The organism is Gilliamella sp. LMG 34360, assembly GCF_984568995.1.
The window spans coordinates 2,775,128-2,801,814 of record NZ_OZ474900.1 but is presented as its reverse complement, the minus strand read 5'-3'; the positions used below and the strand labels follow the sequence as shown (position 1 = coordinate 2,801,814).

The window sequence follows — 26,687 nt, the reverse complement described above, 5'->3', positions numbered from 1 at the left end:
CAAATCATTATCAAGCTACAAACCTGCTATGGTGCGAACATTAAATCGCCCATAATCGTTTATGGTGAAAGTTGAAAATGGAGAACATCGATTAAATGTGGTAGAGTTTGTATATATTGCTAGATTGCGAGCACTTAATCCTGAACAAATAATTAATAAAGTGGCAGTTCATTAATCTCATAATGATATTTAAAATGTGTTGATATTAGGAAATTAATAGTAGAAATGAAATCATTTTTTATGGATAGTAACAATCATCCTGAAATCATTCTTATAAAAAAAAGTCAAAAAGCAGTCATTTTCTATGTTAAAAATGGCAAAGGTTTGTTATGTGAAAAATACGGATACACTAGTGATCTAGGATTTCGTAGCCTTTTTTTTAACGATATTCCGTTAATTAAATTTTATGGCGATGAATATATGTGTCCAACTTGTAATAGATTAATTTCAGCAGGATATGGACTTGATCAAAGTGACAAAAACAAGAAAGTACTTTCCCAATTGAATAATGTTCTAAATGCACCTTTTATTAATCTAGAACAATCCCTTAACGATTTGAAACCGTTATTGGGACTTTTACCATCAGGGTATTATCAGTTATCTGATGAGGAGCTTTTCCCTACAAATGGAGATGGTAAATTTTTTTGGTGTATTGATAATACACAAGTAATAAATTATGCATCTAGTGGGTTTTGGAATTATGAGGATTTTAATTTCAGTATTCTACAGCCCAAGTATTTATTGCCTAGCCAATCCCCATATAGACTAAACATGGATAGAGTAAAGTATTATCAAGGAGAAACTAATACACGCGCAATTAGTTACTTTCATACCGAAGGTTATCTTTGTACTTTGATTGATGGTCATCATAAAGCGACTGCTGCTGCATTAAATAAAAGGCCAGTTAATACTCTTGTAATATCTCAAAGTACAATCATTGTTATGCCCAATAAAGAGTTGGGTGAAAAAGGGAAGATTCAATTTACTCATTTAGAATTATTAGAAAATGAACTATTAACAAGCTTTGATAAAACAATGTCTGAGATCAGCTATCAAAAATTAGATAAAACTGAACTTGAGAACACTTTAAATTTAAAAAATGCTGAATTTGATGATTATCAGTGGAGTGATGAGTTAATTAAAACAGCTGAAAACTATTATGATGCTAGCATTTTTATTTCTTTCAATTTTGCAGGAGAAATAACAAATGAGCGCCTCAATAATATCTTATCAGGCAGAGACATAGTCAGTAACTCGATGCTTGAACACATCATTAATGTACTTTTTATAACAAAGCACGAGATGGCTGTTATATTTTCCATTTCAATATTTAAAAATGGGTTATACAACGAAATTTGGTCATCTATATTTACTCAATTAAGTAAATATAGATGCACCCAAGTATCAGATTTTTTCTTAGAGTTTCTTATTAATGACAATAATGAACGACCTTGGTTAACCAAAATTGTTGATCATTATTTTGAATAACAATAAAGTTAATAAATAGCTTTATATAACCAGTAATTTCGTTAATTATTCGGTCTTTTGTTTTTATCTCAAATCTACATTATTTAGATATTTAAACTGTATCATTATTTATCACGCTTTTTCATAAACCCGTTTCCCCCACCAAGCCATTAGTTCCTTACGCTGTTCAAGGTAAGTAGAGCGGTTATAAGCTCGTCTGACTTCGTTTTTATCATTATGCGCAAGAGCCGCTTCAATCACATCGGGATTAAATTCAGCTTTATTCATGGAGGTACTGGCGATGGAGCGTAAGCCATGCCCAACCAGTTGCCCGTCATAGCCGATACGCTTTAACGCGCATTTGCAGTTTGCGGATTGAGTGGTTCGTTACGATTAATTCGGCTAGGGAACACATATTTACTACCGCTACTCAGCGGTTTTAATTGTGCTAATAAGCTTAACGCTTCATTGGATAGCGGTACGGCGTGGGCTTTTTTGGCTTTCATCCGCTTGGCATGGATATGCCATAGTTTGTTTTCAAGATCGATTTCAACCCACTTTGTTCCTGCTGCTTCCGACGGTCGTACTAAGGTGAGCAGTAGCCAAAGCAGTAAAGCGCATGTGGTGACTTGTAAGTTAGACATGCTGATATCGCGCATCAATTGCGGTAATATTTTAGGCCTTACCGTGAGTAAGTTTTGCTTTTTCGGTTTTTCAAACGCCTGACTAATGGTAGAAGCTGGATTCGCTTATAACAAACCAGTATTGATGGCATAGATCATAATCTCATTAATGTTGGCTTAACCGCCGCACGGTTTCCAGCGCACGGCAGGTTTTGATTGGTTCTAGCACTTGTATTAAGGTGCGAGCTTTAATCACGGTGAGCGCCGTATTTTCAAGGCAGGGCAAGACATCTTTTTCGAGCGAGCGCCAGATATCTTTTGCATAATCGACGGTAATGCTCTTTTGCTTAAACTCAAACCATTTTTTGGCGACATTAATAAAACGGCTCTCTTTGGCAATTTCAGCTTGCTCTTCTTGCTGCGCAGCCTTGGCTTGGGGATCGATTCCTTTGAATAATAAAGAAAGGTATTCATCACGTAATTTTTTGGCATCCGATAAACTCAGATAAGGATAAGCGCCAAGACTAATATTGGTGCGTAATTTGGTATTTGGACGTTGATAGCGAAAATGCCATAATTTTTTATCCTACGGTTTGATCAAGAGAAATAATCCGTCACCATCATGCAGGGTGATTTCTTTATCAATGGCGCGTTTCTTTTGGATCTCTATATTGCTTAGGGGCTTGGTTACTCTTCCCATTAGTACACCTCCTATAGGTCATAAGAAAATTGGTACATGAAATAGTGTAACATAGAATTGTGTACCTAAAAATGTACCAATTTGAGTTGGACTCCCTCGTATTAGTTTGGATAGGGTTGGAAACAAAAAAGCTATTAATTTTTTATTTTTCAATGAATTACATGCTTTAATGGACTACTATGGGCTGGCGTGTATCAGTCATTGGAATTACTTTTTTAGGCATACTTTATACTTATGAGACTATGAAATTATTTTATTATGTTTATGTAGTCCTTAATATAGTCCTAAAAATTTGGTTGTAAATGTATCTTACTGATGCTTAATGAATAATAAAATAGGCTTTAAGTCTTGTATTTGTTGGTTTTTGATGTGCTTTAAAGAATTTAAAAGAATGTTACTGAATAGTGAATTGGTGGAGCTGGCGGGAGTTGAACCCGCGTCCGAAATCTCTACATCCTTGGTACTACATGCGTAGTTTGTCTTTGAGTTTCGCTTACCCGCTGCGGACAAACACGCCACTGATAAACTAGCTTGATTAAATTTAATGCTTCCGCCCCAAGCAAGGCTTCCACACGATCTCGTTTGGGTTTGACTCCTCTTGATCCCCGTCCTACGAGCGGAGGCTAGGGAGAGAAGGCTCTATGCAGGTTATTAAGCTGCTAGTGCGTAGTTTTCGTCGTTTGCGACTATTTTTTGCGGTTTATTTACGAGGCCTACCGCACCTCGGCATGCACCTTGGGTTTCGCAAATCCCGTCGAATCCAGAATCAGCCCCAATTGTGATATGTAACTTAATACAATATCAGGGCATTATATGTGAATTCAAGATGTAATACAAGTTAACCTGCCTTGTGATTAATCCTGTTCTTATTGTTTTTTCGTCTTTCAAAGTAGTAATATTATTAATTGTACCCTTTTGCGATTTTATATCAGTATTTAACTCCTACGGCTCCGACATATAGCGATATTAAAACTTTAGTTTATGCTGAAGCAGTTATTCATATAAGTTGTTATTTAGTGGTAGCGAGGGAATAATAATGACGATATCCATCCCTCGTTTCGGTAGATTAATAGACGTTATGCGTTCTTTGCGCTAGTTCTTTGATAATGTCAGGATAAATTTTTTCTAAAGTATAAAAGCGTAATAATATAATGGTGATAGCACTTAATATTAAAGGTGAATAAATAAATAATATTTGTAAGGTTGTTAGTACGCTTTCTGGTTGATTTGCAACATCATCGGTAGCAATGTAACCCGCCATACCTAATACCCAACCAATGCCTCCGGAAGCGATACCACTTCCTAATATGGCACTGAAACTTCCGCCGCTATAGACTAATCCATCATTTCTAATACCAAATTTCCATTCACCATAATCTATTGTGTTGGCTAACATTGAATATGCATTTCCCATAATTGGCGCAAAACCAGCACCACGTAATATTGTTCCTATTATTGCAACATTCGTATCTTGAGGGACAACGGCCATGATGGTGCTTCCTAAGATAATTGTGGCCATACCGACAATGATAAATGTTAATCGGCTCATGATTTTTAGAATATAAGCTGAACACATCAATACAACAACTAACGGTAAAGCAAAAGCCATATTGATTAAACCGATAAGTTGACTATCGGCTAATAGATATTTTGCATAGTAAACACCAACCCCATTGATAAGTCCTAGGATACTAAAACTCACTAGCATGGTAAAAAACATAGTTACCCAATATTTATTCGCAAGAAGAGTTTTTAATGAAACACCAATTGATGGTACATTGTAATTAAATTGGTTAATTGGTTTAATACGTTCTTTAGTATTAAAAAAAGTATAGAAGAAAGTAATAATTAAAATTGCGGCATAAATTATCATAGTAAACTGCCAACCGCGTTCACCTCCTCCAAAAAAATTGACCAAAGGTAAGGTAATATAAGGAATAATTAGCATGCTAGCGAAATAGCAAAGCATACGATATGTATTCAAGCGACTACGTTGGTAAGAATTTTGAGTCATTAATGCAGCAAGCGTACCATAGGGTATATTACTCGAAGTATAAATAATCCAATGTATGTTGAGCGTAATGGCTGCAAAAATTAATAATGCAAATTCACTCCAATTTTCTGGTGCACTAAATACCATTATCAATGATAGACCGAATGGAATGGTTGACCATAAAATCCATGCTCGAGCTTTACCATGTTTACTTTTAGTTCTATCAACAATATAGCCCATAACCACATTAATCACAGCATCAAAAACGCGTGAAAATAGTAGCACTGCACCTAATAAAGTCGCCGAAACCCCCACAATATCGGTATAGTAGTAAAGTGCGAAAGTTCCAACGGTAACTCCCGAGAACCCTGTTGCAAAATCTCCTAATCCATAGGCAAGTTTTTCTTTAAATGAGATGTCATGGTCAGACATTTGACCATTATTATCCGTTACTGTTGTGTTCATTATGATATCTCCAGAGAAGTTTCCAAGTTCAGATTACTGGTGATAGTCGCCTATCTAAACCAAGGCTTTTAGCCTATTCAATGACGAAAGCCTTGATAATGATGATCATCTAACTTGTTAGTTAAACGGTCTAATAAGCGCTATTACCATTTTTCTGGAAAACATCCTTCATTTGAAAAAGTATTATTTTTACAATTTAATGTTCCATCACTGACAGCAATTGCTAATCCACTTCCTAATTGATCATAACCTCGGACATTAAGTGCAGTACCATCAATGTACAAAGTAAATAGCGTATCATCAGCAATGATCTGTACGTTATATTCTCGATCAGCCTCAAGATGAATAGGGCGCTCTAAACCTTTATTCATCACACGATACCAAGGGTAACAAGGGGTCTTATCAAAAGTTAATCGGTTATCGACAAGTGAAAAAATAAAGTCATAGGATTCCCCAGTTTGTTTATCTTTCATTAAACGTATTGAAAAATCACGAGTACCTTTACTGAATTTCACTGTCGTTGAAAAACGGAATGTTTTGCCTGTATTTTCAATTAATAATTGTTCTTGACGTGCGAAAGGTGAATTAATCGAAAAATCATCAATTTTTTTAGGATGAGTAAAACAGTTCCATAAACTATCAACGACTTTCACTCCTAAAGTATGATCGGGTTTTTGATAAACTTCATGAGGAACAAAAGTACCTGCCCATTGGAAATTTTTCAAATCATCGTTATCTTCTTTTGTTGGTACCCAGCCAAAAAGAATACGACGTTTACCATCAAACGCAGTTCTTGCTGCATAGTAAGCTCTACCATCAAACGCATCGTCAGCAGGTGTAATCCATGGACCTTCTAAAGATTGGCTCATCACGTAGCGTGTTTTACTTTGATCACTGTATTCGGTATAAACCAAATACCACCAATTACCGATTTTAAATAAGTCAGGCATTTCAATCATGGTATATTTACCTGCCACCCAAAAATCACCTTGGAATTGCCAATTTTTTAAATCTTTCGAAGTGAAAGCAACAACTCGACCTGATTGTTCAGTTTTAGGGCCTTGTAATCTTGCACCTAAAATTAATAGGTACTCTTGTTTTTCATCGTTCCAAATAACCCAAGGATCGCGCCAATCACTGATATCATAACCTGCTTGAGGTGTTAATGTTATAAGTTCAGAGGATTTATGCCATGTTTTAAAATCATCACTCCAAGCATGTAATAAGACTTGTGATGTTTTTCCTTCTTTTTCCCAATTACGGTTGTAACCAGTATAAAAAGCATGTCCTTTACCTTCTGCCTCAAACACACAACCAGCATAAATAAACTGATCGACATCTTGTTCACCACCTTTTTTTATTGAATCACCAAGATTTTGGTAATTAACAAAATCAGTTGTAGTCGCAAGTGACCAACCGAATGGTTCTCCAAATGGGCATGGATTTCGATTATCACGTTGATCATAAAGATAAAAAGTACCATCCTTACCAAATGGCATTATATCGCCAACCCAGTACCCCTTTGGTTGATAATGTAATTTTTGCATTTTTTACTCCTTCTTTTTTAACATGGATAAATGACATTACGTTGTCATTGACTTTAATAATTTTTAGTTCATTTCATGTCAACCGCGTTCATATGTCAACCGAGACCATAGTTAAAATGATAATTTTGTGAGAGACATCACTTATTAGAGGGTAGTTTTGTGATGAATATCACTAAAAAAGATGAAGACCAAGATGTAAATCAATTCAATTACAATGATTTACGCCATAGCAAAAAGCATTATAATTATGTGGATATAATATAAATTTTAATTAAAGGATGATTATGAAATTAAGCAGAGATGATGTTGCTAAGTTGGCAGGGGTTTCCGCAACCACTGTATCAAGAGTATTAAACAATCGTGGGTACATTAGTGCAACAACTCGACAGCGAGTTCAAGATGCGATGGAAACGTTGGGTTACTACCCTAATGAATTAGCACGTTCATTATCGAATAATAAAAGTAATTTGATTGGTTTAATTTTTCCAAGTTTAACTAACCCCTTTCAAATGGAATTAATCAGCTACTTAGAAAGAATATTATCTCGAAAAGGTTACAAAATATTAATTTGCAATAGCCATCATAACCAAGAGGAGGAAAAGAATTTTTTAACTATGTTAAGACGTCATCAGGTTGAAGGGGTAATTGTAAACTCTATGAATGAAAATTTAGCTGATTACCTAATACCTGATCTGAATATCGTTTCCATTGATCGCAAAATTAATGAAACAATACCGGTTATTTCATGTGATAACTATGCTGGTGGTTATCTGGCCAGTCAATATCTAATCAATCAAGGTTGTAAAGATATTCTTTATATTGGTTCTATTACAAATGACAAACAAGTCGATATGGATGCCAATAAACGGTATCAAGCTTATAAAGATAGTATTAAACTTGCAGGAATTAAACCAATTACTCTTGATATGGATTTTTCAATTAGTTATCAAGAAAAGTATCAATTGATTAAGGACCGTTTACAGTCCCAACATATTGATGGAGTTTTAGCCGACGATTCATCAGCAATTGCCACTATTAATGCTGCCAGAGACTGCAAATTGTCTTTATCTAATCAATTAAAAGTTGTTGGATTTGATGGTGCTGAATTAACTTTGCAGCATATGCCATTTTTGACTACGATTCGTCAACCGATTGCGCAAATTGCACAAAATGCGGTTTCTGTATTGCTCGCCATGATTAACGGCGAACCATATCACAGTATAACTAACTTACCAATAACTTTGTATCAAGGCCAGAATGAAAATAACCTGTTATAAAAGTTTTATTAAAAGAAAAATGCTATTTTGTCATTAAAGACTCAAAATTAAATTAGTCATAATCAAGTTCAGAAAAGTGATTTTGAGAATACTATGTAATAGTATGAGTTTCTTAGTATTTGGTAATGAGTTAAAAATAATTTAAAAATGCTAAATAGAATAATAAATGCTTAAATTCAAAAAAAGTTAAAATATTAAATTATTATTAATCAATACATTAAATATTTTTTTATAAAAATATCAAAAATATTTCAATTTAAATTGAACTTTTTATGATTTAGTTTGTCTATATTAGCAGATTACGTTTTTTCATTTTTTGCCCTCCACTCGAATATTCGAGTGGATTTTTTTTATCTAAGACTTTAGTCAGTTCTAACTCATCTTTCTACATTCGCATCGTTTTATATCGTCATATCATTCATGAAAATAATTGATATATCAAAACTTATTGAACAATGATCAGCAGTAAGTTAATATCCAGTGATTTTTAACTTTCTAATAAAATAGTGTCATTTTTATTATTATCAAACCTTTTTGCCTATTCACAATTTATTTAGCGTGTTTAGTCTGGTAACAAAATAATAAAATAATGCATGTTGTTTAAATACTAATAAGTGAGTAGAGAGATTTTTTATGTCATTGTCAAAAAGGACACAAGGACATTTAATTGCATTAATGACCGTGTTTTTGTGGAGTACTACATTTATTTCTACCAAAATATTATTAATAGACTATAAACCTATCGAAATACTATTTTTTCGATTTAGCCTTGGTTATATAACATTATGGATCTTAGCTCCTCGTTTTTTTGCTTGGCAGGGGATTAAACAAGAGTTAATGTTCCTTGGTGCTGGATTTTGTGGAGTAACATGTTATTTTCTCTGTGAAAATATTGCTCTAACGTATACCACAGCTTCAAATGTTGGGGTGATTACCACATTATCACCGGTATTTACCGCAATATTGGCGTTCTTCTTTCTGAAAACTGAAAAACCAGCTAAAAGCTTTTATATCGGTTGTCTATTTTCGATGATTGGTATTGTGTTAATTACCTTAAATGGAAAATTTGTATTATCCGTTAATCCACTAGGCGATTTACTGGCGGTATTTGCTTGTCTATTTTGGGCATGCTATTCAATTTTAACCAAACGAAGTAGTAATTATGGTTACAATATTATTTTGCTGACGCGAAGATTCTTTTTTTACGGCCTAATGCTTATGTTGCCATCGCTATATTTATTTGATTTTGAATGGAATTTTTATCGATTTGAGCAACCAATAAACTTAATCAATACCTTATTCTTAGGTGTTGGTGCATCAGCTATCTGTTTTGCCTCTTGGAACTATGCGGTGAAATTAGTCGGTGCGGTAAAAATTAGTATCTATCTTTATTTGGTACCAATTTTGACAATCATTAATGCGGTTTTAATTTTAGATGAACCTTTTACGTGGATTGCGGCAATTGGTACATTATTTACACTTGGTGGTGTGCTATTGTCCGAAGGTAAAATTAAACTTAAAAAACATTAATATGCTAGCATGTTTTATTAATGCTTTGATTTAAAAAATATTACCAAAAGCGCTACATTTATTGCATACGTTTATCAATTGCTTGCATAATAATTTGTCCTAAGTGCTCATAATTTTCATCAAAATGATGCCCACCTGGTAATTTAAAAGCCTCACCTTTCATCTCTGACTGTAGGCAGCCAGTATCCTCTTTTTCTTCTTCTCCATAGATACAAAATAATTTCTTTTCTGGGATCTGCGCAACCTCAGGTGCGGTTTTCATTTCATCACCAGATTGCCCAAGCCATCCGCTAACTTCTATTTCAAAATTAGCGTCTTTGGAAAAAGCTATCATGATTAAAGCTTGGATACTATTTTGATCTTCTTTAGATAAACGATTGTATAGTGCAGGTAAAATATCACCACCGAACGAATAGCCAGCTAATATAAACTTAGTTGTTCCCCACTTTTCACGATACTGTTGCATTAAATAAGTTAAATCTTTAGCACTACGTTCAACCGAGCGATGTTGCCAAAACAGTTTTAATGCATCGACACCAACCACTGAGTAACCATGTGAAGCCATATATTCAGCTGAAACTTTATCTAAATCTCGCCATCCACCATCACCCGAATAATAAAAAGTTACGCTTTTAGGATGTTGTTGTTTGTTTTTCGCGGGTAACTCAATGACTGGTAATTGTTTATGCTCATCAAATAAAACGGATGATAAATGTGAACTTAAAAGCTCGGTTGGTGATGCTTGATATTCACCAATTTCAGTCGTTACTTTAATCTGTTTTTGTTGGCGAGGAAAAATCGCAACTTGTTCATCAGGGGGATTGTTCCAAATAACTCGCCATGTTCCATGTGTAGCTTGATCTGGTAAAGGTGCCTCACAATCTTTATGATCTAAAGTGAACTCAATTGATAATGCTTTAGCGTTATCATCTTGTTGTTTAGAGAGCCAACGGTAAGCAAAAGCTGCGCCTTCTTCCATACCTGCAACTACAAATTTATGTTCATTTAATATTTTGGTTGCTTGATTAAAACGATTTTGTTGTTCATCACAACTTGCCTGAGGTTTTAATTCAAATTGAACCAATTTAGCGCCCATCTTTTCAGATAAATCTAATAATTGTTGTTCAGTAAAAAAATCTTTTTGCGTAGCAACAATAATCGCAGCCGCTTCTGCTGAATTTTTGGGGTTAGCTAATATTACTGAAAAATCATTATTTATGGTGATGGTTTTTACAGTTGCACTGCTACTATTTTTTATATAATACCCGCCAATAAACACAAGCAAGATAATCAGTAATATGACAATTAATAACAAAAAATAGCGTATGAAATTTTTCATAAGATCAGCTCTTTTTCTTTTTTAAGCCAGTTAATCCACCCGAAATCAGCATAGTGGTATCAATTAAAGCAACAAATGGATCAAGTCCTGCAGGAACAGCCATATAACGCGGTTCCCAATGAGTTGCAAATTTGTCTTTAAAACGACGTAATCCTTGAAAATTATAAAACCGACCTCCACGCCTAAATACTAACGCACCCAGCCTTTGAATTAATGGGGCTCCACGTCTTCTTTGCATGCCTGATAGAGGTACCATACCTAAACTAAAGTATTTAAATCGTTTTTCTTTATAATGCAGTATTAAACCAATTATTAAAAATTCCATGGTTAGTTTAGGTATATTTTGAGCAAACCTCATTAGATCGATGCTAGCTGAGTAATGTTGATTTGTTTCAAGTAAATTGACAAAAGCAATAATGCGACCTTCAAATTTGATAGTAGCAATAGTGAAATTATCTAAATATGGCTTTGAAAAAGATCCCAATGAAAATTGTTTTTCTTTGGAGTGTTTGTTTTTTAGCCATGCATCAGATATAACTTTTAACTCATCAAGTGGTGCAGAACCTGGCGCATAAAATTCAAGACTAAGTCCGTCGCGTTGGCATCTGTTCCATGTATAACGAAGATCTTTATACCCTTTAGATGAAAGATTAAACTCTTCTAAATCAACTAAAGCCTCTTCGCCTAATTTTATGGTTCGTAAACCAATATCCATATAAAAAGGTAAATTGGCGGCTTTAACTTGATAAAAAACTGGGCGAAGATGATGGGCATCACATAAATCTCGAAAAGCCCAAATTAAATCAGCGCGTTTAGTATTATCGCCAATCGGATCATACAGTGCTATCATACTTCTGCCACGTTTAGCATACATAATGAAAGCAGTGTGTGATTCATTGAATAACAGTGATTTATCGCCCATCATGGCGAGTCCACCTTCTGGTTGAGCTGAATCTAAAATAATTTGATGAGCTTTAATTAACTCTTCGCGTTTTGGACTATTTAAAATTGGCAAAGCAGGATGAAATAGCCAATAGAGCATAATACAAATTAATAAAATAAAACTACCCAAGGTTGCTCTTAATGCACGCGGCACTCGGGTATCTAATTCAAATTGCCACCATAATGAATGGTTGTAAGGTACATCTTGATAAATAAATAATATTAACCATACAAGAACCGCAATTAAGCAAAAACAGACAGCAAAGGATTTAATCGGAAAAGGTAATACATTTAATCGACTTTTGCGATAAAAAGCGTGTCTAAAATAGATTAATAACATCGCAATCGTTAATAAAGTACCAGCTTCTATCCAATGTAAGCCCCGTAAAAGTGAGCAGATGCTACCTAAAAACAATAAAATGACCGAAGCACCCCAAGCCGAATAAAGTCTTCGGCGTAGACCCACTGCCAAGAGTAAACATAAAACGCCGATTAAACTCGCGACTAGATGAGCAGTATTAATTATTTTATTGGGAATAAATGTATTGACTAAGTAGTGATTAAAACCGGGAAGAACACTTGAAAACATCATTACTACACCCGCAAAAAATACAGCAGCAGCCATAATAATAGCTGCAATACCGGTTTCTGTTTCTTTAACTTCAGGCATAGTAAAAAGGTGCTTGCTTTCATTTATTAAAAGTAGAAAGCTCGCTATAAAAAGTGGTATTAAAATATAAATAATACGATAAATAATTAACGCAACAGTTAACGACGCAACTCCAATTTCAGATGAAAATGCAGCCAACATTACTGCTTCAAATACCCCTACACCGCCAGGAATATGGCTTAGCACTCCAGCAACTAAAGCCAAAATATAGATCATAATAAAGGTAGTAAAATGGGGTTGTACTGGTAATAAAAAGTAGAGAATGGTTCCTGCTAAAACAGTATCAATTAAAGTAATTACAAATTGGTAAGATGCAAGGCGTAAATTAGGTAAACGTATCGACCAGTGAAATAGTTGGAATAATTGAGTGTCTTTATTCGGTTTTGTATCTAATCGATTGCAATATAAAAAGATTAGCATGGCGACATAAAGGCAAATTATGCCACTCGAAATTAACCATATCCAGTTTTTTGATAAATGCAATGCCAGCATAGTATTTTTAGTATTCATTAAGGCCGCTAGCGTGGCCAGCAGGGGTAGGGTAAACCCTAATGATAACGTAACAAATATCGACATTCTGGCTACGTCAATAGTTGTTAATCCTTGTTTGAAATATAATCGGCAGCGAATTGCACCACCAGATAATGCTGATAAACCGATCGCATTGCCAATGGCTGAAGCACAAATACCACCAAGCGTTATAACCGATGGCTTTAATTTTACACCTGCGTATCGTGTTGCAGACCATTCGTAACCAATAAGCATCAAATAACTGCCTATAGCAGATAAACAAGCAAATAAAATAGCTTTAATTGAAAGTGTGTCAGCCGCATTTTTTAAATCGCATAGATTAATATCTTTAAGTAGATGCCAGCATAAAATAAGTGCAATAAAGAAGATGGATAAGCCAAACAGTAACGTTATAAATTGACGATAGCGAGTGAAGTATTCTATCAATTGCCAAGGTAGAACTTTACGCGCTAATATTTTCACGTGAGCAACTCCAATACGTGCTTCAATAGGATTTCAGATTGGCGCATTCTACCGTTGCAAACTAATGAAAACAATCGTGAGAAACTAAAGGAAATTTAAAAAAAATATTAATCATTAGAATTTTTTTTACAAAAATTGTCTATTTATTGAATAATGAATAGGCTAAAGACTCAGATTAATGGAATCGAATTAATGATTATTGTTAAACACAAATCAAAGAATAATGAATTATCTAGTAACTTAATATTTTCAAGCTTAATTAAATTAATAGCCATCTAATTGTGGTAATCTATTTAATTTAGGTTTAGCAAAATCTTTACCAAAATTTTTAAATTGCTATTTTCACATTAATTAAATGGATAATTATAAATTAAATGAGCACAGACCAACCAATTGAATTAACACAAGAACAATATCAGATTATTGAAAAAATAAGAATTTATGTTAAGCAAAAGCTTGCTAATGATTTTTCAGGTCATGACATGGCACATATTGAGCGCGTAGTTGGATTAGCAAAAAAAATTTTACCTTGCGAACCAAAAGCTAATGCCTTTATCGTAATTTTAAGTGCTTATTTGCATGATGTCATTGATGAAAAAGTTATTAATGATGTCAATGAAGCGACAAATGAATTATATCATTATCTCAATTCACTTAACATTTTAAGTGATGATATAAAAATGATATTCGATATTATTGAAAATATGTCTTACCGAAAAAATCTAACTGGTAAAAAAACATTATCGTTAGAAGGGCAAATTGTACAAGATGCTGATCGCTTAGATGCTATTGGAGCAATAGGGATTGGACGAACGTTTTATTATGGAGGTAATAAACATAATATTATGCACGATCCAACTATTTTACCAAGAACGGTTATCAATGAAGAAAATTATAAACTACCCAATACTGTAATTAATCATTTCTATGAAAAACTGTTTCTACTTAAAGATATGATGAACACAGAAAAGGCCAAAAAACTGGCTATATCGAGACATAATTTGTTAGTTGAATTTGTTAAACAATTTGAAAACGAGTGGCAAGGTAAAGATTAATCTTACTATGGTCAATTGATTGGTAGCAATGGCTTTAACGTTATAATTGATTACCCTTTTTAAATGGTATGTCTGGGAGTGATGATGACCTTGTTTATTAATAAAAATAAGGTTTTTTATCGTTTGATTTAGCGATCTCCGATAAGGAGAACGCTACTTTGTATCAAAAAGGAATAGGGGCGTCAACTAACCATAGCACAGTTGGTAATGTTATCAAACTTAACAAGGTACTCATTAACGTTGCACTTGAAACCAGTTCAGGATTGGTATCAAATTGGACTGACATTAGAGTAGTATTAGCAGCGCTTGGCATTGCAGCTAATACAATTAATACTTGTTTATAAACAGGTAAAATTGGCATAAAGTAGACCAAACAAGTAGCCACCAATGGTGAAATTATCATGCGGGTTAATAATGAAAATGAAAGTTTAGGGTAATCAAGCTGTGTGATCTTTATTTTAGCCAGTTGCATTCCTAAAATAATCATAATAACTACAATAGATGAATCCCCAATCATGCCAATGGATGTCATAATTGATTTAGATAAAGGGACGTGGCATAACTGAAAAATAATACCTAAAAATGCACCATAAGCAACAGGCATACGGATTACTTTCTTAATAACATCTTTTTGACTGACAATATCACTATGAGAACTCCCTTTTACCGCATAATAAATACCAACCGTACTCATCACAAATTGTTGTAATACCATCATAATTACACCAAGATCAAACCCTATGCTACCAAAAAATACTAATAGTACAGGGGTTCCGTAATTACCGTTATTCATAAAACAAGAGCTTAAAATCATGGCACAACGTTCTTTAGTCGAATATTTCATGATTATTGACCAAATTGAGATGATGCATACTAATGATAAGCAAAGTCCTAAAATATAAAAAATGTAATATAGGTAATCAATGGTTAGTGTATGGATATAAAAAGTTTTAAATGCTAAAAAAGGCGAAAGCACATACAGTGACATTTTTGATAAATTAGCTACATCAAATTTTAATATTTTCTGGGAAATAAACCCGACGATAAAAATACAAAAAATAGGAAACAAAATAATAAAAAATTGCATAAACCATATCCTGGATTTGAATAATTAATTTAATAATTCAATAGCATTAACAATTGATTCTCGTAATTGATAACAGGTATTATCATCAAGTGCATTATTATTTTTATCTGTTAAGATAAATAAATCCTCAATGTGTTCGCCGATAGTTGCAATTTTAGCACTACTCAATGATAAATCTAAATTGGCAAATACTTCACCGACACATGCAAGTAATCCTGGTCTATCTAATGCAATGAGTTCCATGTACGTTTGCTTTTCATTGAAAGCAGATAAAAAATTAACTTGTGTTGGAACCAAAAACGATCGTAATCTTTGTTTGGGTGGTTTAACTGTCACACCTTTGTAAACTGGTTGTTGAAGGGCTTTAGTTAGCGCTTGTATAATGCTTGGATGCCTATCCTTTTGTAATGTTTGACCATTCGGCTCTAATACAATAAAAGTATCAAGTGCAAATCCTTTTTTATTTGTAATAATTAGGGCATCATGGATGCTTAAGTTATGATTGTTAAGAGTATTACATACTGTAGCAAACAGATAAGGTCTATCAGGCGAATAAATAATTATTTCAGTACCACCATGATAAGGATTTGGATTAATCAATACCAGTATTTGGTTTAAATCATGCGTTAATAAATTTTGTACATGCCAGACAATTTGTTCTGTGGTGTACCGCAGAAAGTAGTCAATGCGATAATCTAACCAAAGATTTTTTATTTTCTGTTCATCATAATTTTGCTTAAGTAAGATAGTCAATGCTTCCTGTTTATGTTGACGAGCAATGCTTCGTTGCTCTGGTATTTGATGGATACCAGAATCAAACGATCGTTTTGCTGTTTCATACAGTTGGCGCATTAAGCTTTGCTTCCAACTATTCCAGAGGGTTTCATTTGTTGCGCAGACATCGGCAACAGTCAAACACAGTAAATATTGTAAACGTTGCTCACTTTTTACAATTTGAATAAATTCGCGGATAACTGCCGGATCTTGCAGATCGCGACTTTGAGCTGTTACTGACATAAGTAAGTGATAACGTACTAACCAAATGATTAAATCTGTATCTCTAGACTCTAATTCATGTAATTTGCAGAATTTTTCTACTAATTTAGCACCTATTTCAGAGTGGTCTCCATGATGGCCTTTACCAATATCATGAAATAAACCAGTAATAACCAGTAGTTCAGGTTTAGATAATTTAGCAAAAACTTTAGAACTATTAGGGTGTCTTTGTTTGCCCGATTCTGTTTTAAGGCTATCAAGCTCAAGCAGTAAGCGAATAGTGTGTTCATCAACGGTATAAACATGGAATAGATCAAACTGCATCATCCCCGCAATATGTTTCCAACCTGGTATATAGGCAGTAAGGATGCCATATTGATGCATTGGTAAGATTGCTTTTTTTATCGCATCTGGGTGTTTAATAATTTTCATAAACAGTGATCTTGCTTTTGCATCTTCACTGAGCAGAGTGGTTAATTGTCTTCGCGCTGAACGTAGTTGTCTAATCGTGTTTGAATAAAGTCCAATAATTTGTGGATTAAGCAATATCGTATAAAAAAGTTGCATAATCATAACCGGATCTTTTTTAAATAGATTGTCATCTTTTACATCAATGAGCTTTTCCCTAATCTGAAAATGTTCATCTATATCATATATTTTATTTTTTGGATTAAGCTCCAGTATCGTCTCATCAAAAAGCTGTAATAACATCTGATTGAGCTCAGTAATATTGCGGGCAACACAATAATAATCGTGCATCATTTTTTCGACTGGAGTATTGCCTTGACCTTGATAACCAAGCATATTAGCAATGCTTAACTGGCGATCAAACAGTAAGCGATTATCATAACGCGTTATGACACTATGTAGTGCAAAGCGCATACGCCATAAGAATTTTCGACATGTCCTAAAGTCTTCAATATCTTCAGGAGTCAAATAATCAAAGTGAGCTATTTTTTGTAAGAACTCTTCACCAAAATGACGAATCGCAATCCACTGTACGATTTGCATATCGCGAAGCCCGCCGGGGCTATTTTTTAAATCAGGTTCGAGATTATAACTGGTACTATGATATTGCTTATGACGATCTTGTTGTTCTTTAACTTTAGCCCGGAAAAAAGTAGCTGAGGGCCAGATCTTATCACTAAAGATATGTTTACGCAGTTCATTTAATAATGATTGATTACCAGCGACTATTCTTGATTCAATCAAGTTTGTCATGATGGTAATATCATTTTTTGCTTCTTGTAGACAAGTCTTTAACGTTCTAACACTATGACCTATATCTAAATGAAGATCCCAAAGCAAACGAATTAAATCACTGATTTTTTGTTCAATCTCTTTAGCACATGGATAATCACTTAATATTAATATATCAATATCCGATAATGGATGAAGTTCAGTCCGTCCATATCCGCCAACGGCAATCAAAGCTGTACGGTTTTGTTTAAAAACAGAGGAGACTTGTTCAGGAATTTGAAAATAAAGCCATAAACGTTGCAACAACTCATCAATAAAATGGCTGCGTAAATGCACTAAAATATCAATATCGACATTTTGTTTAAATTGTGTGACAGACCATTGTTGAAAGTCATTAAGTTGTTGTTTGAGGTAGTCAATATTTATCTGCTCATCGCTAAAATTAAGCGGCGAATTAGGGTAAAACGTATGCATTTGAGTCATAGTCATCATATCAAATTAGGATGATTCATTTGTCATATCGTTACCTGATTTTAAAGTACTGTCAAGTTACAGTTATTTGAATTGTTTATAAGTTTTAAAAATAATTCTTCCTATTTAATTGATAAAACAATATTAAGTAAATTGGTCAGTTAATGGATACTAGATTTGTATGTGATAATCAATTAATTTTAAATAATAAATATTAATAATCATTTTATAAATTATACAAACGATTATTAATATTTTTATACAACTTTTTGAATAAAAAGAAACTTTAAAGGTTTCTCTTGAAAAAAAGTTTGAGGTTAACTATACGTTTAAGTAAAAACTACAATTTAAAATCACTCAAATCATCTTCGTTAATCTCAGCGTCAATTTGCCCAACTAAATAAGAACTCATTTCAGCTTCTTGTGGAGCTACTTGAACATTGTCTGAAACAAGCCAATTGTTAATCCATGGGATTGGGTTGGATTTGACTTGGAATGGTAATTTTAGACCAACAGCTTGCATGCGGATATTTGTGATATATTCGACGTATTGGCATAAGATATCTTTGTTTAGACCAATCATTGAGCCGCTTTCAAATAAGTATCCAGCCCACTCTTTTTCTTGATTGGCCGCTTGCAAAAACAGCTCATAGCAATCTTGTTCACATTCTTTGGCAATTTCAGCCATTTCAGGATCATCTTCACCACTGCGCAAAGTGTTGATCATAAATTGTGTACCAGTTAAGTGCAGAGCTTCGTCACGAGCAATAAGTTTGATAATTTTAGCATTACCTTCCATTAGTTCACGTTCAGCGAAAGCAAAAGAACAAGCAAAACTGACATAAAAACGAATAGCTTCAAGTGCATTAACACTCATTAGGCAAAGATAAAGCTTTCTTTTAAGCTCACGCAGATCTATGGTTATGGTGCGGTTGTTAACCGTGTGTTTACCTTCACCTAATAAATTGTAGTAACTTGCATAACTAATAAGATCATCGTAATAACCTGCAATGTCGCCTGCGCGTTTTTGAATTTCTTTATTTGTGACAATATCGTCAAAAACAACGGAAGGATCATTAACAATGTTACGAATGATATGTGTATATGAACGAGAGTGAATGGTTTCTGAAAATGACCAAGTTTCTACCCATGTTTCTAGTTCAGGAATAGAAATGAGTGGGAGCAGCGCTACATTTGGACTACGACCTTGAATTGAATCAAGCAAGGTTTGGTATTTTAAATTACTGATAAATATGTGTTTTTCATGTTCCGGCAAAGCCGCATAATCAATGCGGTCTTGTGAGATATCCACTTCTTCTGGTCGCCAGAAAAAGGAAAGTTGTTTTTCGATTAATTTTTCGAACATTTCATATTTTTGTTGATCATAACGAGCAACATTTACCGGTTGGCCAAGAAACATTGGCTCTTTAAGTTGATCATTATGTACATGCGAAAAGGTACTGTAATTCATACTCATAAAATAACTCCTAATTGAGTTTGGTTGCTTTTACCGCCACCTTTCGTCATTAGAAAAGAGGGGGGAATCATTAGGGGTTATCAATTCCCCTAAATACGATACTATGTATCAATGTTTCTATAATCTAAATTAATTAAATTTTACAAGCTCCACCTTCACAGCCATCGTCACTTCCAGTTAATGCGATATCACCTTGAATATCTTCAGCGCCATCACGAGTATTATGATAATAAAGTGTTTTGACACCAAATTTATAAGCTGTCAATAAATCAGCTAATAGTTGTTTCATTGGTACTTTATCATTTGGGAATTTAGTTGGATCATAATTAGTATTGGCTGAAATGGATTGATCTATAAATTTCTGCATAATTCCAACTAAATGCAAATAACCAGTATTATTTGGAATTTGCCATAACAATTCATAAGCATTTTTTAGATTTTCATAATCCGGCACGACTTGTCTTAAAATACCATCTTTTGATGCTTTAACACTAACATAACCGCGAGGAGGTTCAATACCATTAGTTGCATTAGAAATTTGTGATGAAGTTTCTGACGGCATTAATGCTGATAAAGTCGAGTTACGTAAACCATAAGTTTTTATTGATTCACGTAATGATTCCCAATCATAATGTAATGGTTCATTACTAATGGTGTCTAAATCTTTTTTATACGTATCAATCGGTAAAATACCTTGTGAATAAGTTGTCTCATTAAATAGTGAGCAAGCACCTTTTTCTTTCGCTAAATTGTTAGAAGCTTTTAACAAATAATATTGCATAGCTTCAAAAGTGCGGTGTGTTAAATTATTGGCACTGCCGTCAGAATATTTAACGCCATGTTTAGCTAAATAGTAGGCATAATTGATCACGCCAACGCCTAGTGTTCGACGATTGATCGATGAGTTACGGGCAGCCGGTACGGGGTAATCTTGATAGTCAAGCAGTGAGTCAAGGGCACGTACGGTTAAATCCGCTAATTCTTCAAAATCATCAAGAGAATCAATTTTTCCTAAGTTGAAAGCAGATAAGGTACAAAGTGCAATTTCCCCTTTTTCATCATTAACATTATTAAGAGGTTTAGTTGGTAACGCAATTTCCATACATAAATTGGATTGATGGACAGGCGCTAATTGTGCATCGAATGGACTATGAGTATTACAATGATCAACATTTTGTATATAGATTCGACCCGTTGATGCACGTTCTTGCATTAACAATGAAAAGAGTTCAATTGCTTTTACTACACGTTTGCGGATAGTTACGTCTTGTTCATATTGATGATAAAGTGTTTCAAATTTATTTTGATCAGCAAAAAATGCATCATAAAGTCCAGGCACATCTGATGGACTAAATAGTGTTATATTTTCGTTTTTAATCAGCCGTTGATACATCAACTTATTAATTTGAACGCCATAATCCAAATGACGAACTCGGTTTTCTTCTACACCACGGTTATTTCGTAAAACAAGTAAACTTTCAACTTCTAAATGCCAGACTGGGTAAAATACGGTAGCTGCACCACCACGTACACCACCTTGTGAACATGATTTAACCGCAGTTTGAAAATATTTATAAAATGGAATACATCCAGTATGAAAAGCTTCTCCACCTCGAATTGAACTCCCTAAAGCACGAATACGTCCCGCATTGACACCAATACCTGCGCGTTGTGATACATATTTGACAATTGCACTCGCCGTTGCATTAATTGAATCTAGGCTATCATCACATTCAATAAGGACACATGAGCTAAATTGACGTGTTGGGGTTCTAACGCCTGCCATAATCGGTGTTGGCAATGAAATTTTAAATGTTGACACTGCATCGTAAAAACGTTTGATATAATCAAGTCGAGACTCTTTTGGGTAATTAGAAAAAAGACAAGCTGCAACTAAAATATATAAAAATTGTGCACTTTCATAAATTTCACCTGATACACGGTTTTGTACTAAATATTTACCTTCTAGCTGTTTTACTGCTGCGTAGGAAAAAGACATATCTCGCCAGTGATCAATCATCTTATCCATTTTTTCAAACTCTTCTTGAGTATAATCTTCAAGTAAATGTTTGTCATAATGTTTACTCTCTACTAATTTTTTAACGTGTTCAAAAAGAGGCGGTGGGGTAAATTGATTAAAAGCTTTTTTACGTAAATGAAAAATGGCTAAACGAGCAGCTAAATATTGGTAATCAGGTGTTTCTTGTGAAATTAGATCGGCTGCGGCTCGAATAATTGTTTCATGAATATCAGATGTACGAATGCCATCATAAAATTGGATATGTGAGCGCAACTCAACTTGGGAAACTGAAACATTCTCTAATCCCTCTGCTGCCCAAGTAATTACTTTATGGATCTTATCAAGATTAATCGGTTCTTTTTTACCATCTCGTTTAGTGACGAGCATTAATTTATTCATTTTTCATCCAATGTCCTGTTGTCTTGTGAAAGATATAATAATTGATATTTGTCAAAATATACAATATATAGTGCCTATTAATAAATTAATTACTATATATAGTATATTTATTAATTTATATTATTTATTTTAAGAACTAAAACTGGTTAACAAAGTTTTAAATAATTGATAATTTTAGATTATATAATGATGATAATATGAGATGACGTTTAAAATAAACACAAAAAAATGTGTGGTTAAGAATTTACTAATGAATCGTTTTTTGAAGTTATTATTTAAGAGTTAACATTCAATAAAAATAAGCTCTATTTACAAATAGAGCTTAAAAAGTTACTAATGCTTTATTTAGGTATTGAGGCGCATACAGCATTTTTATTTTCTTTTTCGTTAGGACGACAGTGGTATACACCTGAATCTATATGTAAGTCACAAACTTGCCCTTCACCGTTATCTCCTGCTGTTGGTTCCCATACATAAAAGCGTTTGTAACTGCCATTTTTATGAGGTGCAAAAGAACCTGGATAAGATTGTTGATTTGCATCACCCCATTCACTGATTAATCTGCCGATTTCACGTGTAAATTGTCCTGAACCTTTTGATCCTAAAACAGCATTACTTATTTCCTCAGCATTACTCAATTCATAATGACCTTTTTTAGCCTCACATTCAGCAACAACATCTGCGACTTCACCTGTTAATGCTTTATATACGTCTCCATCAATTTTTTGTTTCCAAGCATCGAACCACATAGTTAAAGTGAATGTATATTGAATTTTTTTATTGTTTGTTGTATTTACTCCTTCAATAATAACTTTATATCCTTTGCCTGAACCGATAATATACTCCCAAGCTTTTCCTGTATCTTGAGCATCAGGTCCATTAAACAATACCGTAACTACATTCGCATCACTGTCATCAATATTAACAAGTTCGCTACCTTGCTTTACATGCCAATTATAATTATTGACAATACCATCTCTAGATAAAAGTAGATCAAATTTAGCCCCGTAAAAACCGGTAGTTGGAAAGTTTTTTGTTGGATCAATATTGGATTGAGTTAAAAAACCATATTTTGGATCCCACTGATCTTTATCACTACCAGCAACAGTACTAGGGTTTAATTCAGGTCTGGCAAAGCAAACGCCAACATCATCAACAACTGTATATGTTACTGATGGCTGAGTATTGATAACACTGTTGGGATAGGTATTATTATCTGGCTCACCATATTGAGAAAATAGGACTAAATCAGCAGATAGTTTCACTTTAAAAGGTGCATATTTTTCTTCAGCAGCCAATGAACAAAATGTATCACTATCTTTCGGTGTAAATTCAATATCATTATTGTTAGCATCTGTATAGTACCATATCATACTAATATCACCGTCAACACCCAGATAATCTAATTTATCACCATCCCTATCAAAAAATTGTTTATCATCTGGTTGTTTGATTTTTGCTACTTTTATTTTATTTTGAAATGGATAGCTGGTTGGAACAGGCATATTAGTTATTTCACTACCATAATAATCTTGATCATCAACATTTAAGCCAAATAACTCCAAATTCTCAATATCTATCTCCAATTCTTGTGATAAAGATGGACGTGATCCTTGAATTGCTTGTGCTGTTTGGGATGTAAAATATCCATAACTGCTGTTCGAAAATTGCAACAAAAGTAAAGTATAAGTAATTATTTTTATATGACGGCTAACGGTTATTAATTTCACTATTTTATATCTTTCATTAAATGTTTATTGGATAAAAAGTTTATTTACGTAGACTTTTCTATATTTATAAAAGAATATAACTTAATTATTAAGTTTCAGTCGGAAAGAAAAAACAGTTAAATAATAGTTAATTCATGTGATTAACAGATGTAAGGTTTTAGCAATAGGATTAAAAGCTTTTTAAAACTGATAATGAAGTTAATTATTATTAATTGTTATATTGATAATTATTAGTTAGAAATGAGTAAAAGAAAAAACTAAAAAACCAACGATTTAAATGATAATGATCATCTATGAATGGATAGTCATTGTTATGCACTGAAAATTACTAATTTTTATGTTTATGTATCGATTCATAAACACTATTTTTATCTTTACTAACTTCATATTAGCAATAATAATTAGCATTCCAGAAATGTTTATCATTAGATATATTGTTAAGTTTATTAGAAAAACAAAAATATTAAAATGAAAAATAGATGATTAAAATCAGTAGAACTCTTAAATAATGCATTGAAATAAACATTTTTTATTCTTAATACTAAATAAACTGTTATTAAAGGTTATTTTAGTAATTTTTGAGAGAAATAAATAATATGAAAGGTATTGAAGAAAAGAACAATCATTTAAATGACAATGACCATCTGTTTATAGATGGTCATATATTTAAGAAAATTGGCTAGCATTTAGATATTAGGGTTTAAATGAAGCACAGACAGCATTTTTATGTTCCCTTTCTTTTTCACGGCAATGAAATCTACCGTCGTTAAGATGTATATCACAATACGCACCATCGGCATCACCATCATCATCATTAAATCCTGGGTTATATACATAAAAACGTTTGTTGGCATTGCCTCTCTGAGGACCAAAAGAACCAGGATAATTATCTTGGTCAACGTCACCCCATTCGCTAATTAATGAACCTATTTCACGTGTAATATAAACATTCTGACTTGTAGCAGTCTCAATAGCATCGCTTATATCGTTAATTTGACTTACACGATAATGACCACTTTTACTTTCGCATCCTTCAACCACTTCCGCAACGCTACCTCTTACAGCCCTTAATCTATTATTGACAAGCTCTTGTTTCCAAACGTCAAACCATTTAGTAATGGTAAAAGCATATTGGATTGTTCTATCTGTTTTAGTATTTTTTCCCTCAATAACAACTAAGTATCCGTTGCCAGAGCCACCCATAACATGTTCCCAAGCTTTTCCTGTATCGTTTGCATCTGGTCCATTGAACGTTACCGTTGGTATATTGGTCCTAGCCGATTTGGTAACCGTTACAAGATCACTGCCTTGTTTTACATACCAGTCATAGTCGGCATAAAGATTATTTTGAGATAAGATTAGATCAAATTTAGCACCAACAAAACCAGTAGTTGGAAAGTTTTTTGTTGGGTCAACATTGGATTGAGCTAAGAAACCATTTCTTTGATTCCACTGACTTTTATTACTAGAAGGAACATTATTCGGTGATAATTCTGGTCTTGCATAACAAATTCCAACATCCTCTATAATAGTAAAGGTCGCCGACGGTTGATTCTTGATGACATCATTAGGATAAGTAGTAAAATCAGGATCACCATATTCAGAAACCAAGACTAAATCAGCCGATAATTTCACTTTAAAGGGTGCAAATTTTCCATCACTGGCCAATGAACAAAATGTATCACTGTCTCTTGGTGTAAATGATAATTCTTTCCCTTGAGCATCTGTATAGTACCATTCCATGTTAATACCATCTATAGCTGATAAAAAAGATAATTTATCACCATCTCTATCAAAATACTCATTTTCATTTGGTTGCTTAATCAATGCTGGGGTAAATCGATTCATGAATGGGTAACTAGTTGGAACTGGCATTTGAGCTATTTCTTCATCACTATAATAACTTTTATTATCAATATGCAAACCAAATAATGGTTTTAATTCACCAGTATTTATTAAACTAGTTTCTAATGCATCTGATAATCTTGGTTTTGTTCCTTGAATTGTTTGAGCTGTTTCAATAGTTAGGTTAGCATAACTTAACTGAAAAAAAGGTATTAGCAGCAAAGCATACCGAGTTTTTTTAAAGGATCTGATCATTGTATTCACTTTCATGTTTAAAATTGTTAATTGTTACTTTTATTATGTAATTATTTGTTTTATATATATTATAATTGGTTTGTTTTAATTAATCATTTGATATATCGAATGATTAATAAGCTGATTATAATAAAAATAATATAGCTAGTCGATCAATTATATTTAAAACTACCGTTTTTTTTAATTTTTATCAAAATTTGTTTGTTTAAAATGTAAAAATTAACGATATAGCTGATTCTAACATATAGAAATGAGCATCATATGTACAATTATGGGGATCGTATCTCATAAAAATTTTTAAATAAACAATATTTTTGTCAATTTTTGTTTATTTAAAATATTATAATTTATTGTATATACAATAATAATATCTCTTAATGTAAATGATACGCATTATTAAATATATTGAGTCGCATACAATTTTAAATATGGACTAGTAAAATTAACGTATCTTAGGCCATGAATTAATGATCTTTGTAACCTTTTTCTAAATTGATTGTGATAATATCGGAACATAACAATAGTTTTTGGCAATTAATATTTACGAAGAAATTATCAATATATTAAGTTAAGCGTCACTAAGCTTTGTGTAACTTTTGAGAATTG

15 protein-coding genes, 1 other RNA gene and 2 pseudogenes are annotated in these 26,687 nt (G+C 33.2%); 4 read left to right on the top strand and 14 right to left on the bottom strand.

Annotation, left to right across the window (positions count from 1 at the left end):
* Window positions 1–225 precede the first annotated feature (225 nt).
* A complete protein-coding gene (locus AC5LW9_RS12595; protein WP_198236925.1) occupies window positions 226–1,488 on the top strand; it encodes a hypothetical protein in 1,263 nt (420 codons plus the stop codon).
* 111 nt (window positions 1,489–1,599) lie between these two features.
* Here AC5LW9_RS12595 and AC5LW9_RS12590 read toward each other — a convergent pair.
* From AC5LW9_RS12590 to AC5LW9_RS12565, 6 genes and pseudogenes are all read right to left on the bottom strand, one after another.
* Window positions 1,600–2,111: pseudogene (locus tag AC5LW9_RS12590) on the bottom strand (tyrosine-type recombinase/integrase).
* A gap of 145 nt (window positions 2,112–2,256) precedes the next feature.
* Window positions 2,257–2,535 carry a phage integrase central domain-containing protein gene (locus AC5LW9_RS12585; RefSeq protein ID WP_493456625.1) on the bottom strand — a complete coding sequence of 93 codons (279 nt, stop codon included), beginning with the start codon at window positions 2,533–2,535 and terminating at the stop codon, window positions 2,257–2,259.
* Window positions 2,521–2,661, bottom strand: a pseudogene (locus AC5LW9_RS12580) (integrase arm-type DNA-binding domain-containing protein); the annotation flags it as partial. The gene AC5LW9_RS12585 and the pseudogene AC5LW9_RS12580, both read right to left, overlap by 15 nt.
* Window positions 2,662–3,200: 539 nt before the next feature.
* Window positions 3,201–3,564: a transfer-messenger RNA gene (gene ssrA, locus AC5LW9_RS12575) on the bottom strand.
* Window positions 3,565–3,856: 292 nt separating this feature from the next.
* Complete coding sequence (locus AC5LW9_RS12570; RefSeq protein WP_493456010.1) at window positions 3,857–5,248, bottom strand: MFS transporter; 1,392 nt, start codon at window positions 5,246–5,248, stop codon at window positions 3,857–3,859.
* Between the two features lie 143 nt (window positions 5,249–5,391).
* Window positions 5,392–6,795, bottom strand: a complete 1,404-nt coding sequence (locus AC5LW9_RS12565) for a glycosyl hydrolase family 32 (RefSeq protein ID WP_493456009.1) — start codon at window positions 6,793–6,795, stop codon at window positions 5,392–5,394.
* Window positions 6,796–7,079: 284 nt separating this feature from the next.
* Between AC5LW9_RS12565 and AC5LW9_RS12560 the strand changes: the two genes are divergently transcribed.
* Window positions 7,080–8,072: a LacI family DNA-binding transcriptional regulator gene (locus tag AC5LW9_RS12560; protein ID WP_493456008.1), complete on the top strand. Its 993-nt coding sequence runs from the start codon at window positions 7,080–7,082 to the stop codon at window positions 8,070–8,072.
* 633 nt (window positions 8,073–8,705) lie between these two features.
* Entirely contained in the window at window positions 8,706–9,602 is an 897-nt protein-coding gene (locus tag AC5LW9_RS12555) for a DMT family transporter (protein WP_493456007.1), read from the top strand.
* 58 nt (window positions 9,603–9,660) lie between these two features.
* On the opposite strand, the gene AC5LW9_RS12550 is transcribed toward AC5LW9_RS12555, so the two are convergent.
* Both AC5LW9_RS12550 and mprF read right to left on the bottom strand, forming a co-directional pair.
* Window positions 9,661–10,941, bottom strand: coding sequence for a virulence factor family protein (locus AC5LW9_RS12550; RefSeq protein ID WP_493456006.1), 1,281 nt, complete (start codon window positions 10,939–10,941; stop codon window positions 9,661–9,663).
* Between the two features lie 4 nt (window positions 10,942–10,945).
* A complete protein-coding gene (gene mprF / locus AC5LW9_RS12545; protein WP_493456005.1) occupies window positions 10,946–13,546 on the bottom strand; it encodes a bifunctional lysylphosphatidylglycerol flippase/synthetase MprF in 2,601 nt (866 codons plus the stop codon).
* Window positions 13,547–13,920: 374 nt separating this feature from the next.
* Between mprF and AC5LW9_RS12540 the strand changes: the two genes are divergently transcribed.
* A complete protein-coding gene (locus AC5LW9_RS12540; protein WP_198235887.1) occupies window positions 13,921–14,601 on the top strand; it encodes an HD domain-containing protein in 681 nt (226 codons plus the stop codon).
* 163 nt (window positions 14,602–14,764) lie between these two features.
* On the opposite strand, the gene AC5LW9_RS12535 is transcribed toward AC5LW9_RS12540, so the two are convergent.
* The 6 genes from AC5LW9_RS12535 to AC5LW9_RS12510 all read right to left on the bottom strand — a co-directional run bounded on the left by AC5LW9_RS12535 (window position 14,765) and on the right by AC5LW9_RS12510 (window position 26,081).
* A complete protein-coding gene (locus AC5LW9_RS12535; protein WP_144091292.1) occupies window positions 14,765–15,688 on the bottom strand; it encodes an AEC family transporter in 924 nt (307 codons plus the stop codon).
* A gap of 24 nt (window positions 15,689–15,712) precedes the next feature.
* Window positions 15,713–18,367, bottom strand: a complete 2,655-nt coding sequence (glnD, locus tag AC5LW9_RS12530) for a bifunctional uridylyltransferase/uridylyl-removing protein GlnD (RefSeq protein ID WP_493456004.1) — start codon at window positions 18,365–18,367, stop codon at window positions 15,713–15,715.
* A gap of 328 nt (window positions 18,368–18,695) precedes the next feature.
* Window positions 18,696–19,826, bottom strand: a complete 1,131-nt coding sequence (gene nrdB / locus AC5LW9_RS12525) for a class Ia ribonucleoside-diphosphate reductase subunit beta (protein ID WP_039128970.1) — start codon at window positions 19,824–19,826, stop codon at window positions 18,696–18,698.
* A 139-nt stretch (window positions 19,827–19,965) separates the two neighbouring features.
* Window positions 19,966–22,251: a class 1a ribonucleoside-diphosphate reductase subunit alpha gene (gene nrdA / locus AC5LW9_RS12520; RefSeq protein WP_493456003.1), complete on the bottom strand. Its 2,286-nt coding sequence runs from the start codon at window positions 22,249–22,251 to the stop codon at window positions 19,966–19,968.
* A gap of 341 nt (window positions 22,252–22,592) precedes the next feature.
* On the bottom strand, window positions 22,593–23,981 hold the full coding sequence (locus AC5LW9_RS12515; protein WP_198235884.1) for a hypothetical protein: 1,389 nt from the start codon (window positions 23,979–23,981) through the stop codon (window positions 22,593–22,595).
* A gap of 693 nt (window positions 23,982–24,674) precedes the next feature.
* A complete protein-coding gene (locus AC5LW9_RS12510) occupies window positions 24,675–26,081 on the bottom strand; it encodes a hypothetical protein (RefSeq protein WP_198235883.1) in 1,407 nt (468 codons plus the stop codon).
* Between the last annotated feature and the right edge of the window lie 606 nt (window positions 26,082–26,687).

Bases quoted from the DNA above. Each gene is read 5' to 3' on its own strand.
- AC5LW9_RS12595 (WP_198236925.1), top strand. From the start codon at position 226: ATGAAATCATTTTTTATGGATAGTAACAATCATCCTGAAATCATTCTT.
- AC5LW9_RS12570 (WP_493456010.1), bottom strand. From the start codon at position 5,248: ATGAACACAACAGTAACGGATAATAATGGTCAAATGTCTGACCATGAC.
- AC5LW9_RS12565 (WP_493456009.1), bottom strand. From the start codon at position 6,795: ATGCAAAAATTACATTATCAACCAAAGGGGTACTGGGTTGGCGATATA.
- AC5LW9_RS12560 (WP_493456008.1), top strand. From the start codon at position 7,080: ATGAAATTAAGCAGAGATGATGTTGCTAAGTTGGCAGGGGTTTCCGCA.
- AC5LW9_RS12555 (WP_493456007.1), top strand. From the start codon at position 8,706: ATGTCATTGTCAAAAAGGACACAAGGACATTTAATTGCATTAATGACC.
- AC5LW9_RS12550 (WP_493456006.1), bottom strand. From the start codon at position 10,941: ATGAAAAATTTCATACGCTATTTTTTGTTATTAATTGTCATATTACTG.
- AC5LW9_RS12540 (WP_198235887.1), top strand. From the start codon at position 13,921: ATGAGCACAGACCAACCAATTGAATTAACACAAGAACAATATCAGATT.
- AC5LW9_RS12535 (WP_144091292.1), bottom strand. From the start codon at position 15,688: ATGCAATTTTTTATTATTTTGTTTCCTATTTTTTGTATTTTTATCGTC.
- glnD (WP_493456004.1), bottom strand. From the start codon at position 18,367: ATGACTCAAATGCATACGTTTTACCCTAATTCGCCGCTTAATTTTAGC.
- nrdB (WP_039128970.1), bottom strand. From the start codon at position 19,826: ATGAATTACAGTACCTTTTCGCATGTACATAATGATCAACTTAAAGAG.
- nrdA (WP_493456003.1), bottom strand. From the start codon at position 22,251: ATGAATAAATTAATGCTCGTCACTAAACGAGATGGTAAAAAAGAACCG.
- AC5LW9_RS12510 (WP_198235883.1), bottom strand. From the start codon at position 26,081: ATGATCAGATCCTTTAAAAAAACTCGGTATGCTTTGCTGCTAATACCT.